The sequence below is a fragment of the Vibrio sp. 10N.247.311.12 genome (genome assembly GCF_041467515.1).
GTDB lineage: Bacteria > Pseudomonadota > Gammaproteobacteria > Enterobacterales > Vibrionaceae > Vibrio > Vibrio crassostreae_C.
In genome coordinates this window covers 42,028-55,651 of sequence record NZ_JBFSUV010000002.1, presented here as the reverse complement: position 1 = coordinate 55,651, position 13,624 = coordinate 42,028, and the positions used below count along the sequence as shown (strand labels likewise).

The following is a 13,624-nucleotide window of genomic DNA, read 5'->3' as shown; positions in this document are numbered from 1 at the left end:
AAATTGCAGGCAATAAAAAACCCAGCCGAAGCTGGGTCTGTTTAGCGCTCATCTCTCACCACGAGCTAATTTGTGGAAGCCTAACGTTGACGCTTATAGTCAACGTGGCTTTTTAATCGATTAACCTAGTAGGCTAAGTGCCGAGTTCGGAGCTTGCTTCGCTTGAGCAAGAATCGAGCTTGAAGCTTGAGAAAGGATCTGAGACTTAGTCATCTGAGTCGTTTCTTTCGCGAAATCGGTATCTTTAATACGGCTCTTAGATGCGTTAACGTTCTCGTTAATGTTGTCTAAGTTGCTGATAGCGTGGTCGAAACGGTTTTGGAAAGCACCTAGCTCAGCACGGTGGCTATCTACATACTTAAGTGCCGCATCGATAATAGCTACAGACTCTTGTGCGCCGCCAACTGATGTTACGTCGATAGTATCAACCGTTACGTCTTTGCCAGGTTGCATGCCTAGTTCGCCAGCCAGGCTGCCAGAGAATGCCACTTCGCCTTCAACCTTGTTGTTACCAGTAAACATTTGTAGCTTACCGTCTTCAGTTACAGACGCTTTAACAGAGTCTTGTTGACCGTTGATGTACGTTGCTAGCTCTTCGATGTCGTCACCCGCTTTTGCGCTGATGTCGATTTCTTGTGCTTGACCGAAGTTATCAGTGAACGACATTTTTAGGTCGTTAGAGCCTGCTTGAACGTTCCAATCTTTATCTTTCGCGTTCTCAGTTTGGTAGCTCTTACCACCCATCTGAGCGTTATCAGAGCGCATGTCTTTCAGTTGAAGCATTACCGCTTCACCGTTGTCTGCACCGATTTGGAATGATTTAGTACCGTGAGTACCGTTAAGCAACTTGTTGCCACCAAAAGACGTCGTTTCCGCGATACGGTTCAGTTCGTCGTTCAGCGCTGTTACTTCTTCTTGAATCGCTACACGCTCAGATTTTGAGTTTGAGCCGTTTGAAGATTGTAGAGACAAATCACGCATACGTTGCAGGATGTTAGTCGTCTCATTCATTGCACCTTCAGCTGTTTGTGCAATTGAGATACCGTCGTTCGCGTTACGTACAGCAACATCAAGACCACGACTTTGAACGTTCAAACGGTTCGAGATTTGTAGACCCGCAGCGTCATCTTTTGCGCTGTTGATTTTTGAGCCAGAAGCTAGACGCTCCATTGATGTTTGTTGTGCGCTGTTTGCGTTGTTTAGGTAACGTTGCGCTGTCATCGCTGAAACGTTTGTATTTACATTCACTGCCATGGTGATTTCTCCAATTGATTTTCCGGTATAGCGGTTTCCGACGTCTCGGAAAACCAAGTAGTTCTCTCAAAGTTACTTTTAATAACGGCGCGAAAATCAGAAGCTTTAGAAAAACTTTCAAAAAACCACAAAAAAAATATTAATCTAATATTTATCAACAACTTAATTTTTATCATTTTCTAATACAGCGATAGATTTCAATTGGAAAAAGATCTTAATCTGTTCAGAAAGCGTACGAACCGCCGTCTAAATGGCTCAAGGTCGAGAAATGATCAATCGCCAAAGATCTCTGACTTACGCAAATCTTGTGTAATAGATGACATTATTTGTCGTGAAGAAGAACCATCAAATAGAGATTTGGAAAAGGTAGTGCGAGAAAGTTCACAGGAAAATAAATAGCAAAAACAAGAAATACAGAAAGGAAAAAGCCCCTTTTCCTTTGAGAGAACCGGGGCTAGTTGGCGCGTCAGAGCCTGTGTGGAGATCATCGAGAAATGAACACATTTCCGACTTGCCGTTGCATTCTTACTGCAAAAATGGATAGCAGGTGAGAGATGAGAGAGCTAAACATTCAATAGTAAGTATGCTTGCCAGTTTCCCTTGCTGCATGGCTCACGTCTGAACACGAGCAGCAAGTTCAACCAATAACTATTGCAATAATGACATTGCAGAGTTAGGCAACTGTTTTGCTTGAGCAAGTATTGAAGTACCTGCTTGTTGCAGAATTTGTGATTTGGTCATTTGCGTCGTCTCTTTCGCAAAGTCCGTATCTTTGATTCGGCTGTTTGAAGCGTCTACGTTCTCTTGTACGTTTGCCAAGTTATTAATACTGTGGCTTAGACGGTTCTGTTTTGCACCCAAATCAGCACGCTGTGAATCCACGTACTTCATTGCAGAATCAATCACGCTGATCGCGTTCTGTGAACCCGCAACGCTGGTTAAGCTAACATCTTGAACCGAGGTTGCGCGGCCTTCACTCTTAATACCTAGCTCAGACGCTAGACCACCAGAGATAGACATTGGGCCGTCAAGGTCAGGTTCAGCAACGAACAGTTGAATGCGACCATCATCAGTAACCGATGCGTTCACAAGATCAGACTGACCATTAATGTAAGTCGCAAGCTCTTCGATATCATCGCCCGCTTTGGTATTGATATCTAAAACGATGTCTTCACCCGCTTTGGTTTTGAATTCGAACTTAAGATCGCTCGCTGTTGGCGGCACTTCCCAGTTCTTATCTTTCGCGTTTTCTGAATCGAACGTAGTACCACCCATACGGTAGTCATCTGCACGGATACTTGTCAGAGCCATGATCATTGCTTCACCAGAGTTAGAACCGATCTGGAATGAAGCTTCACCGAATGAACCGTTCAGTAGACGACGACCACCAAACGATGTGGTTTCCGCAATACGGTTAAGCTCATCTTGAAGTGCCATTGACTCTTCGTTCAGTGCAGTACGCTCTGCCGGCGAGTTAGTGCCGTTTGATGATTGAATCGCTAGGTCACGCATACGTTGTAGTACGTTAGTCGATTCGTTCATCGCGCCTTCTGCTGTTTGAGCAATCGAAATACCGTCGTTGGCATTACGCATTGCCACATCAAGACCACGAGACTGAGCGGTTAGACGGTTCGAGATTTGCAGACCTGCCGCATCATCTTTCGCGCTGTTGATCTTGTGACCAGATGACAAACGCTCCATAGAAGTCGCTAAGTCATTAGATGCTTTATTCAGGTAACGCTGTGCTGTCATAGCAGATACGTTAGTGCTTACATTGATAGCCATTTTGCTCTCCTTATGAGTTCGCAAAGTTTCTGCGAAGCGGCCAGCTTTACTCTCATATGGATAAGCACTGACCGTGTATTACTCGATAAACCCTATACAAGGTTTAAGATCTGTATTAATCATTTATAACCAACACAGATACAAGTTGTATGCCAAGTTTAATATCATATAAATAATTTTTTAATTATCTAAAAATCAGAAGCTTACAAACAACACTGCGCAATTATGATTTTCTACTATTAGAAGATGAAAAACATTCACCTTCCTTATTGCCGTTTTTTGCCGCTATTCTAGAAACATCATGCTTCGTACAAAAAAGCGGCAAACTGTGGCGTCATTCGCACGTATGGCATAGCACATACGGCAAGGAATCAACGCCATGGTGATCGACAAGCCACCATTAAATACCGATTGATCATTAAATATAGTTAAACAAGGTCAGGTCTTTGGTTTTGCCAAACGCTTGTTGAGAAGCTTGTAGTGCTCGAGAGTTTTCATTGAACTCAATGATCGCTTTCGAGTAATCCAAGTCTTCAAAGTTGCTTTTTGCTTTTGCTAAAGACAACTTGAAATCTTCATGTTGTTGCTCTTGAATATCCAAAGTACTCAAGCGTGCACCAACATCGGTTCTTGCCTTGGTCAAATGGATAAACGCAGCGTGGAACTCTTCAGTTACTTGGTGCAGTTTCGCTGTTGCTGATGCATCCGATACCGGGTTTTCAGCCTGCTCAGCAGCCTCTTTGAACGTATCAAAGATAGAGAAAGTCTCTCGTGGTTCTAAGGTGATCGAATCACCTTTAGTGATTTGGCCTTTGATTTGAATATTCAGCCCTTCATAAACAATGCCTGTCGAAGGATCAAAATCTTCTGCCGCAACCACTGCGCCGTCTTTTTCAAGCTGATAAGCGAAATTGCCCGTCTGCATGTCGACAAACGTCACTTTATAAGTAGACCCATCTTCATCGCTGTTGGTCGCACGCCCGAGCAATAACTCAGACGCAGGTTCAAGCTCGTACTGAGGTTCGTAGTCACCGAACGGGTTGTCTATTTCCATAAACATCTTGCTGCCCGGATCATTCATTGCCATTTCAAAGCTGCTTGCCACACGCATCTTGCGTTGGTAGTCATCACCTTGATATGTCACATTCCCTTCGTTATCTCGAAAGAAAGGCTGATTTTTCGGCTTAGTGCCTGCAAACGTGTAGTTACCCGACTCATCTTGAGAGTTGGCTAAATGCAGGAAGTTATTCGCCAGTTCTTGAATTTCACGCTTCTTAGCTAAACGGTCTTCCGGAGAAAGCGCACCGTTGATCATTTCCATCACGGTTCGTTTTGCTTCATCAGCAAAGCCTTCAGTGTTAGAAACCAATACTTCATGATGCTCAAGACGGTTTCTGACTAGAGTAATCGCATCGACATACTGTTTAAGCTGTTCTGACTGCTGACCAATGTTCTGTAAATAGTGCGTCGCTAATGGGTCATCACTTGGCGACTGTAACTTCTTACCCGAAGCAAGTTGTGCTTGGTTGTGATGCACCTTGTTCTCTTGACGGCGCAAGTCGTTTTGTACTGACTGATAATTATGGAAGCTAGAGATACGATTCAACATTTATACCTTCCTATCTCAGAGCCAAAATAGTGTTAAACGTATCATTGGCTGCTTGCATGATACGTGAAGAAGCCATATACGCTTGCTGAAATTTCATCATATTTGCCGCTTCTTCATCGAGGTTTACTCCCGAGATAGAAGCAATACGTTCTTGAGCCGACTGTTTTTCTAATGTCGCAATATCACTCAGGCGATTTGCCGTTGAAGACTTCAAGCCCGTATTAGTATTCAAGTTGTGGTAAAGGTCTAAAATCGTAGACTCACCATCATTCAACAGCTTTCCTGTTTGAAGATCTTGTAGCTTACGCAGGTTACCGTTGTCACCTTCTGATGGGACAAGGTTTGCCGTAAACTTATCATTTGCCACCGCACCGGGTGTGAGCTCAAACGTTGTACCGTTGATGGTCACTGGCCCTTGTGGCGGATACGGTTGAGGCTGCATTAAAATGTTACCCTTCGGATCCGTCACAGCAAACTGCTCACCTTTTGGTGAGACAATCACTTCAAACTCACGCAGTTGACCTGCTTCTAGGATTTTAAATCCCGCTGTACCCTTGGCAAACGTGGTCGATGCCTCATAACTTTGCGCAGCAATGTCTTTCGGGTCTTTGGTTTCCATATGAATCTGCGCAGCAAAATTACGCGTTGGACGCAGTAACAGTTTCTCTCCTAATTCAGGAGGGTTACGTACTTCCACTCGCATGCCATCAAGATAAAAAGCACTACCGCTAGAGTCGGTCGCCATCTTAACGGTCTCACCGTTCGGCTTAGTCACGACATAGTCACTGCCATCGTATTTCAGGCCATACTCACCGCCTTTTAAGGCAGAAGTATCATCAATGTATACCGCAACATCGGCTTTCGATTGCCCGCTAGCCGTGACACGAGATTTTGCCACCAGCTCTGAGTTCACGTCGGTAAACAAGTCCTTACCTACGTTGCCGTTAAGATCCAAACCTTGTTCTTGAAGACTATTGACCTCATATGAAAACGCGGTCGCTAAACGACCAAGCTCATCCATGATTGCCGGGATATGTTCGTCACGCATATCTAGCATGGCGCCGATTTTTCCGTCGATATCACTGCTGGTGATCGGTTTTAAAGACTTACCTTCAACAATTGCTAGGCGACGCTGATGCGCATCGGGCAAGCCATCAACCATCTTCAGTTGGCTCGCTTCACTACCAGAAACCAAGGTGTGACCATTACCAATATGGACGTTAAATCCTTCGGCATTTGAGCGTGGTGTCACCGTGACTTTGGTGTAGCCAGAAAGCTCATTAATCAACTTTTCGTGCTGATCTCGTAGGTCATTATGAGGCCCAGGAGTCCGCATCATTAAACGCTGAACATCGCGGATCTCGTACGCAAGTTGGTTAACTCGCTCGATACCCATATCTAATTTTTTATTCGTAGAATCAGACTGTTGACGAACTGTTTCATGAAATTCATTCAAGGTTTTAGTTACAAGCCCTGCTTTCTCTAACACGACCTTACGCGCACCCACATCATTTGGGGTATCGGCGAGAGTCTTAACGGAATCAAACCATTCGTTGAGGTTTTCTGGAATCTTCTTTGAAGCGACCGACGACAACATGCTCGACAACATATCGAGGTTGGCTTCGGTATCGCCTTTGTTGGCGGCATTGGTTGTCGATAAGTTAAGTTCTTTGACGGCAAACTGATCCCAAGAGCGGCGAACATTTTCCACATGTACCCCCATACCGTAGGATTGCCCACCGTACTGGCGCGGGTCATTCACACCTTGAATCACAGACTGGCGGCTATAGCCCTCTGTGTTAGCGTTAGAAATGTTATGACCTGTGGTGTTGAGCTGTCTCTGAGCCGTAAGAACACTTTGTGCCCCTACATTCAGAAGATCCGACGCCATAATGCCCCCAAAAAACTTAACAAAACCAGAATGAACTGATTAACTACAACCGTATATTACTAAGATAATTGCAATATATGTGCCAACAAAAACAATAGGGAATTAAAAGACGATAATTTATTGAAGTGTAAGGAGATAACTATGGACTACGCGTAAGAACTGAAGGGGCGGAGAAGAAAAGAGCCTGCCAGTAGCAAGCTCTCTATGTTGATTTATGACGCTAGTTCATCTCATCAATCTTGGCTTTAACTCGTAAAACCTTGTCTGCATAGTTAGGGTCAGTTGCGTAACCAGCCTGATGAATACCTTTGATGAAATTCTCTGAATTGCCTTGATGCTGTAGCGCCGTTTCGTATCTTGGATTTTCGTTCAAGAACTTCACGTAATCATTAAAGCTATCTTCGAAATTAGAGTAAGAACGGAAGGAAGCTGACTCTTTAACGGCGGTTTTGCCATGGAACTCAAGAGTTTGAGTCGCGACCTTATCGCCCTTCCAACTTCTATCTGCTTTGATGTTAAATAAGTTATTGCTGTTGCCCAAAGAGTTCTTAACCATTTTAGAACCCCAACCCGTTTCAAGGGCAGCTTGTGCCAATAGAAGAGACGAGTCCACACCAAGCGCACTTGCCGCTTTTTCCGCGTAAGGCTTCATTGAGGTCACAAACGATTCTGGAGAATCAAAGGATACTGGCTGTTTTGCTGCTTGCGCAGGTTGAACGTCTGACGCTCGCTCTTCCGAACGGCCTGAATATTGCGGTCTTTGCAATGAAGCATCAAAGCCTTCACTGCGAACCTTCTCTTCAGACGTATCGCTTGCTTGGCCAGCGCTTAGTTGAGCCACGATCATATCTGCAAGACCTAATGAACCTGAAGCGCTTAACTCACTCGCCATTTGGTCATCTTGCATCTGACGATAGAACTGCTCGTTCTGGCTGTTCAACATATCCGACTTAAAGCTCGAGTTAGCATCGCGCATTGACTTAAACAACATCGAGGTGAAAATCGATTCAAACTGTTTTGCCGCCGCGGTTAATGCTTCTTTCTCGCTACCTTCTTCACCGTTTACCGCTTGTTGACGAAGGCGGTCTAGGCTACCGATATCGTGAATAAAGCCGATGTCATTGTTATTCTTAATCATGCTTTATTCCTTAGATAATGATCAATTGGCCTTCAATCGCACCCGCTTGTTTCAGTGCTTGAAGGATTGCCATTAAATCAGAAGGTGCAGCGCCCACTTCATTGACTGCGCGTACCAAATCGTCCAGCGTTAGGCCAGGTTCAAATTTGAACATCTTACCATCGCCTTCCGTGATTTCGATATCAGAATCAGGGACCACTACCGTTTGGCCACCAGAGAATGCATTCGGTTGGCTTACGTTTAGATTTTCTTTAATTGCAACCGTCATACCACCGTGGGTGACCGCCGCCGCTTTTAGGCGAACGTGCTTACCAACCACAATCGTACCTGTACGAGAGTTGACGATGATTTTTGCAGAGCCTTCAGCAGGGTCGAACTCGATGTTTTCGATAGCCGACAAGAATGCTACACGCTGGCTGATTTCACGCGGTGCACGAACTTTTACTGAAGTTGCGTCTACCGCTGAAGCCATTTGTGGGCCTAGGAAATTATTAACCGCATCAGCCATACGCTGAGCCGTTGTGAAATCTGATTGGATTAGGTTGAAGGTGATGTAGTCACCACGACCGAATGGCGTTGGGATCTCTTGTTCAACCGTCGCACCGCTAGAGATGATACCAACGTTAGGGTTGTTACCGACAATCTTAGAACCGTCGTTACCTTGTGCACTAAAGCCACTTACCACCAAGTTACCCTGCGCGACCGCATACACTTGACCGTCTAGACCTTTCAAGAAGGTCTGTAGCAAGGTACCACCACGAAGGCTTTTTGCTGAACCGATAGAAGAAACGGTTACGTCAACTTCTTGGCCTTGCTTAGAGAATGCTGGCAGTTCAGCAGTCACAATAACAGCCGCGACGTTTTTGGTTTTTGGCTTAGTGCCGGGCGGCAATTGGATGCCAAAATTTTGCAGCATTGCGTTAAATGTTTGATCGGTAAAGGGAGTTGTCTCACCAGTACCCGGCAAGCCCGTGACCAAACCATAACCGACAAGTTGGTTACTACGAACACCCGCCACTTTTGCCACGTCTTTGATTCGCGCAGCATGGGCACTGGTGGCAAGAAATAGCATGCCGAATAGTACGAGTGTCAGTTTTTTCATTGAGTAACCTGTCTGTATTGCTTTAATTTATAATAGCTTAGCTAAATGTGGCTGAGTGATAGAGGCTGTCAGTATGTCGTCGTCCTATCAAGCTCTACAGAGATACATTAAAGAATCGTGCCAAGAATCCAGGCTCTTGCATATCTTTCTGTACGCCAGTCCCTGAGTACTGAATTCGTGCGTTAGAAACACGGTTTGAAGCAATGGTATTTTCGAAGTCAATATCGTCTGGACGGATGGTACCGCTTAGGCGGATGTACTCATCGCCGGTGTTCAGTGTCATCCACTTCTCACCACGAACCACTAGGTTGCCATTGGCTAATACTTCGATCACTTCTACGGTGATATAGCCGCTGATGCTGTTACTTTGGTTGGCTGATGCATCACCAGCGAAGGTATTGGTGTTGCTCAGATCGTAAGAGAAGTTGTACTTATCGATCGTCAGCTCTTGACCACCAACAGCCAGCGGCTCCATCGATGCATCATTCGACTTAGACATGTCTGCGTTGGCTTTTTTGGTCGCTCGAGTACTCTCATCTAGCGCTACAGTGATGATGTCACCAATACCACGAGGCTTTGAGTCGTCATACATGCTGCCAATGTGGTTCACATTAAACAGTGAGCCCGTTGCCGCTGCATAATGCTCTGGCTTCTGCTTGGGGTTGATTGGCGCCCATGCAGGGTCACCAGCAATTGGATCGGTTCGCCCACGAAGCGTGTCGATAATTCCTGAACTTTCTTCTGCCGACTTATCGCCTTCAACCGCATCAACCACTGTGGTCGCGTTCTCTTGTGCTGGCGTCTCAATTGGATCCAGTACTGTACAACCAGTCATCGAAGCTAACAGGGCTAAACAAAAAATACGTTTCATGGCGATATACTCTCAGCAGGCAGTGGTAAATGGGTCAATTAGCAAAAACAGATAGATTAATTAAAAAAGTAAACGGCGAATAAACCAATTACAGCTGTTGGTTAACAAAGCTCATCATCTTGTCTACTGACGAGATAACTTTCGAATTCATTTCGTATACACGCTGAGCTTCAATCATGTTTACCAGCTCTTCGGTTACGTTTACGTTCGATGTTTCTAGCATCGATTGGCGGATGTTACCCAGGCCATCAAAACCCGGTACACCCTCTTGTGGGTCGCCACTCGCGCCAGTTGGCAAGTAAAGGTTTTGACCTACTGGCTCTAGACCACCTGGGTTTACAAAGTCAGTAATGGTAATTTGACCAACCACGACGTTGTTTTGCTCGCCACGTAGACGAACCGATACTTCACCGTCGTTACCAACCGTTACCGAGATCGCGTCTTCAGGAATCACAATTTCTGGTTGTAGAGGATAACCTTGGCCCGACGTTACGATCGCGCCTTCACCGTTCAGTGTGAACTGACCATTGCGGCTGTAACCTGTTTCACCGTCTGGCATTTCAACTTGGAAGAAACCGTCGCCTTCAATCATCATGTCTAGGCTGTTAGATGTCGTTTGTGCGTTACCGTGAGTGTGCACTTTTTGAGTCGCGACGACCTTAGAACCGGCACCCAGCATCAAACCACTTGGCAGCTCAGTATTCTGAGACGATTGACCACCCGGTTGATTAATATTCTGGTAGAACAGATCTTCAAATACCGCGCGGCTCTTTTTAAAACCAATGGTCGAGGCGTTGGCAAGGTTGTTCGAAATCGTTGAGATATTGGTTTGTTGGGCGTCTAAACCCGTTTTACTTACCCATAATGCTGGATGCATAGCAATGTCCTTTAAATTCTATTAGCTCATACGAAGCAGTGAATCAGACGACTTGTCCATTTCCTCTGCTGTGCTCATCATTTTGACCTGCATTTCAAACTGACGTTGTAAGTCAATTAGGCTGGTCATTTCACCTACGGCATTTACGTTACTGCCTTCGATAGCACCTTTTAGCAACGTTACCGCTGCATCTGCTTCGTATGCCTGATCTGGGTTTTTCGAACGGAATAGACCATTCGTGTCTTTAAACAAACTTTGGTTGTCTGGACGTACAAGCTTAATACGATCAACCACGGCCAATTCTTCAGCTGGAGCGCCTTGAGGAATCACCGAAATCGTACCGTCTGTACCAATTTCTACTTTGCTGATTGGGATTGGCAGCGTGATTGGTGCATCGTTTTCACCAAGCACTAAGTGACCGCTTGCGTTGGTTAGTAAACCGTTTTGGTCAACCCTTAGGTTACCGTTACGTGTTAAACCTTCACGGCCAATATTGTCCATCACTGAAATCCAACCATCACCTTGAATGGTAACGTCTAGATCTCGGCCAGTAGTAACCACACTACCCTGAGCGAAATTATGACCCGGACGCTCTGTCATGCTGAAAACACGAGTAGGCATGCCTTCGCCATACGCTTGCATTGAACGTGCCTGTGCTAAATCAGCACGGAAACCCGTTGTACTTACGTTGGCAAGGTTGTTTGCACGTAGCTGCAAAGCTTGCATATTTTGCTTAGCGCCACTCATGGCAAGAAACAGTGCGCGATCCATAATTTTGCTCCAAAAATCATCTTCTGGGGCTAATAAAGCAAACACTGTGCCAATATTTTTAACTGTTATTTATCAATAATTTAAATAGAAAACGAACAAGAAGGGTGATCATCAAAGGATCATTGAGGAAGAATTGTTGCCAGTGGCATTACCGGGCGGCAATAGGGGCGGCAAATAAAAAGACAAACAACAATACCCAATTCAATAACATTGAATTGGGTATTCGCAGATGATTCAAACGCTTTAAACGATTAACGAATCTGAAGAATATTCTGTTGTAGCTGGTTGTGTACTTCTAGAGAACGCGAGTTCGCCTGGAAGTTACGTTGAGCAGAAATCAAATCAACCAGTTCTTGAGTCATATCGATGTTCGACTGCTCTAGCGAGCCGTTGTTGATGCTACCAAATGAACCTTTGTTCGATTCACCCCAGATCTTGTCACCAGAGTCGTTGGTAGAATCCCATTGAGTACCGCCTTTCTTATCCAGACCTTGCTCATTTGGTACACGAACCAAGCCTACACGGCCAAGCATCACGTTTTCACCATTTGAATAAGTACCTAGAACACTGCCGTACTCATCGAAATCGATTTTTGTTAAGAAACCTGTTGTCGCGCCATCTTCATCAAACTTAGTCAATTCAAACGGAGCGGCAAACTGAGTTGAAGAATCTAAACCAAACTTAAGCACTTGAGTTGGATCAGCACCGTTCAAGTCAATAGGGTTCGCACCAGCACCCAGTGGTTCCGAGTTAATCGGCTGACCATTGTTTAGGCTTGCTAACGTACCGTCATTGTTGAACTTCATTGTGTGACCAACATGACCTTGTGCATTCGTCGCATCACCACCAGTAATGTTGACCGGCTTTTCACCGTTCTCATCTGACATGGTGTAGTACGTTTGCCAAGTGTTTGGTTGAGTCTGATCTTTGAGGTAGTAAGTCGTTAACTTGTAAGACTGACCCATAGAATCGTATACCGTCGAAGACGTTGCACGGTTATAAGTATCAGCATCTTTGAAGTTAAATGCAGCCGGGTCTTTAAGATCACCGTTTGCAGGAAGGTTAACCCCTACTTCAATGTTTTCTGTCTGTTTTGGCTTACCAAACTCAGCAGGAATGTCGAGAGGCTTTGGCGCGTAAGAAAGAACTTCACCCGAGTTTGGATCAACATCGTAACCTAAAAGAAACTCATCGTTAGCGGTAACCATGTAGTTGTCTTTGTTTAGGTGAAATGCACCATTACGCGTTAATTCGTTAATCTCTGGCACCATGCGGTCTTTCGATACTGCAAAGAAACCTGTACCACTTACACGTAAGTCCATTGGGTTGTTCGTATAAATACTTGAACCTTCGTGGAACTGTTGCGCCACTTGGCTAGCTTGCGCACCGCCACCTGCCGTCGTTTTTGCGTTAGTGAACAACGAGCTTGAATAAACATCACCGAACTCGGCACGAGACTCTTTAAAGCCAAATGTGTTTGCGTTCGCAATGTTGTTACTGGTTGTATTAAGGTCTAATTGTGCAGCGGATAGGCCGCTTAAAGCTACATATGACATTCCATTATTCTCCTAATCTATCTAGCTAGCATAGTCACTCAATAAAGAGCTACGCTTTACCAACTTCTAGTACTTCAGCAAGTCGTACTGGCGATGTGAAACCAGCCAGATTGAGTAGTACGTTGCCATCGCCCTTACCAAGAAGCACACTGTTCACGTTCGCATAACTGGAAACTTGGAACTCTGTGTTCTCGCCATCCAGCAAACCCGACGCTTTCACGTTGTATTTACCGGCCGGCAATGGGTTACCGTCTTCGTCTTTTCCGTCCCATTCAACACGTGTATCACCAGATGGTTTAGAGCCGATATCAAATGTGCGAACCAATTGGCCAACTTCGTTCTCAACACGGACCATTACATTGTCCATTGCCTGAGGAAGCTTAACCATTGCCGCCATACCGCCATCACCGGGTTTTACACCTGCCGCACCAGGAACCAATACATCACGCCCAACTAAAGAGGAGGCCTGAAGAGCTTGGTTAGAGGTCATTGATGAATTCAAGCTTTCAAACTGTGTATTCATTTTGCCAATGCCATCTACGGTCGCAAATGAAGCCATTTGCGCAATCATCTGGTCATTGCTAACCGGCTTGAAAGGGTCTTGTTGTGCTAGTTGCTTAGTCAACAAAGATAAGAAATCTTCTTGTTTAAGATCCTGCTTACCTGTTGTTTCATCGGGCTTTTTAGCGCCATCTTGAAGACTCTTCAGCTGGTCAACATAGGACAAGCCGCTTTGACCAACATTGTTGTTGATTCCAGCCATGTGCTAC

The 13,624-nt window shown here is 45.1% G+C and carries 11 protein-coding genes; all 11 read right to left on the bottom strand.

Annotated features, from left to right (window positions below; genetic code table 11):
* Nucleotides 1-120: 120 nt before the first annotated feature.
* Nucleotides 121-1,254: a flagellin gene (locus AB6E30_RS01420; RefSeq protein WP_048616124.1), complete on the bottom strand. Its 1,134-nt coding sequence runs from the start codon at nucleotides 1,252-1,254 to the stop codon at nucleotides 121-123.
* 648 nt (nucleotides 1,255-1,902) lie between these two features.
* Nucleotides 1,903-3,039, bottom strand: coding sequence for a flagellin (locus AB6E30_RS01415; protein ID WP_017064128.1), 1,137 nt, complete (start codon nucleotides 3,037-3,039; stop codon nucleotides 1,903-1,905).
* A 418-nt stretch (nucleotides 3,040-3,457) separates the two neighbouring features.
* On the bottom strand, nucleotides 3,458-4,648 hold the full coding sequence (flgL, locus tag AB6E30_RS01410; RefSeq protein WP_017064129.1) for a flagellar hook-associated protein FlgL: 1,191 nt from the start codon (nucleotides 4,646-4,648) through the stop codon (nucleotides 3,458-3,460).
* 10 nt (nucleotides 4,649-4,658) lie between these two features.
* Nucleotides 4,659-6,539 (bottom strand): flagellar hook-associated protein FlgK, encoded by a 1,881-nt coding sequence (gene flgK, locus AB6E30_RS01405; protein WP_017067655.1) that lies wholly within the window; start codon nucleotides 6,537-6,539, stop codon nucleotides 4,659-4,661.
* Between the two features lie 220 nt (nucleotides 6,540-6,759).
* Entirely contained in the window at nucleotides 6,760-7,677 is a 918-nt protein-coding gene (gene flgJ / locus AB6E30_RS01400) for a flagellar assembly peptidoglycan hydrolase FlgJ (RefSeq protein WP_017064131.1), read from the bottom strand.
* Between the two features lie 10 nt (nucleotides 7,678-7,687).
* Entirely contained in the window at nucleotides 7,688-8,779 is a 1,092-nt protein-coding gene (locus AB6E30_RS01395) for a flagellar basal body P-ring protein FlgI (RefSeq protein WP_017062257.1), read from the bottom strand.
* A 94-nt stretch (nucleotides 8,780-8,873) separates the two neighbouring features.
* Nucleotides 8,874-9,650, bottom strand: a complete 777-nt coding sequence (gene flgH, locus AB6E30_RS01390) for a flagellar basal body L-ring protein FlgH (RefSeq protein ID WP_017069006.1) — start codon at nucleotides 9,648-9,650, stop codon at nucleotides 8,874-8,876.
* Nucleotides 9,651-9,738: 88 nt separating this feature from the next.
* Complete coding sequence (gene flgG, locus AB6E30_RS01385) at nucleotides 9,739-10,527, bottom strand: flagellar basal-body rod protein FlgG (protein ID WP_017062259.1); 789 nt, start codon at nucleotides 10,525-10,527, stop codon at nucleotides 9,739-9,741.
* Nucleotides 10,528-10,548: 21 nt separating this feature from the next.
* On the bottom strand, nucleotides 10,549-11,298 hold the full coding sequence (locus tag AB6E30_RS01380) for a flagellar basal body rod protein FlgF (RefSeq protein WP_372102452.1): 750 nt from the start codon (nucleotides 11,296-11,298) through the stop codon (nucleotides 10,549-10,551).
* A 251-nt stretch (nucleotides 11,299-11,549) separates the two neighbouring features.
* Nucleotides 11,550-12,854, bottom strand: a complete 1,305-nt coding sequence (gene flgE / locus AB6E30_RS01375; protein WP_017062260.1) for a flagellar hook protein FlgE — start codon at nucleotides 12,852-12,854, stop codon at nucleotides 11,550-11,552.
* Nucleotides 12,855-12,903: 49 nt separating this feature from the next.
* The gene (flgD, locus tag AB6E30_RS01370) at nucleotides 12,904-13,617 is read right to left on the bottom strand and encodes a flagellar hook assembly protein FlgD (RefSeq protein WP_010439286.1); all 714 of its coding nucleotides are present in this window, start codon (nucleotides 13,615-13,617) and stop codon (nucleotides 12,904-12,906) included.
* Nucleotides 13,618-13,624 lie beyond the last annotated feature (7 nt).

Coding starts and splice junctions, on each gene's coding strand:
- AB6E30_RS01420 (WP_048616124.1), bottom strand. CDS start 1,254: ATGGCAGTGAATGTAAATACAAACGTTTCAGCGATGACAGCGCAACGT.
- AB6E30_RS01415 (WP_017064128.1), bottom strand. CDS start 3,039: ATGGCTATCAATGTAAGCACTAACGTATCTGCTATGACAGCACAGCGT.
- flgL (WP_017064129.1), bottom strand. CDS start 4,648: ATGTTGAATCGTATCTCTAGCTTCCATAATTATCAGTCAGTACAAAAC.
- flgK (WP_017067655.1), bottom strand. CDS start 6,539: ATGGCGTCGGATCTTCTGAATGTAGGGGCACAAAGTGTTCTTACGGCT.
- flgJ (WP_017064131.1), bottom strand. CDS start 7,677: ATGATTAAGAATAACAATGACATCGGCTTTATTCACGATATCGGTAGC.
- AB6E30_RS01395 (WP_017062257.1), bottom strand. CDS start 8,779: ATGAAAAAACTGACACTCGTACTATTCGGCATGCTATTTCTTGCCACC.
- flgH (WP_017069006.1), bottom strand. CDS start 9,650: ATGAAACGTATTTTTTGTTTAGCCCTGTTAGCTTCGATGACTGGTTGT.
- flgG (WP_017062259.1), bottom strand. CDS start 10,527: ATGCATCCAGCATTATGGGTAAGTAAAACGGGTTTAGACGCCCAACAA.
- AB6E30_RS01380 (WP_372102452.1), bottom strand. CDS start 11,298: ATGGATCGCGCACTGTTTCTTGCCATGAGTGGCGCTAAGCAAAATATG.
- flgE (WP_017062260.1), bottom strand. CDS start 12,854: ATGTCATATGTAGCTTTAAGCGGCCTATCCGCTGCACAATTAGACCTT.
- flgD (WP_010439286.1), bottom strand. CDS start 13,617: ATGGCTGGAATCAACAACAATGTTGGTCAAAGCGGCTTGTCCTATGTT.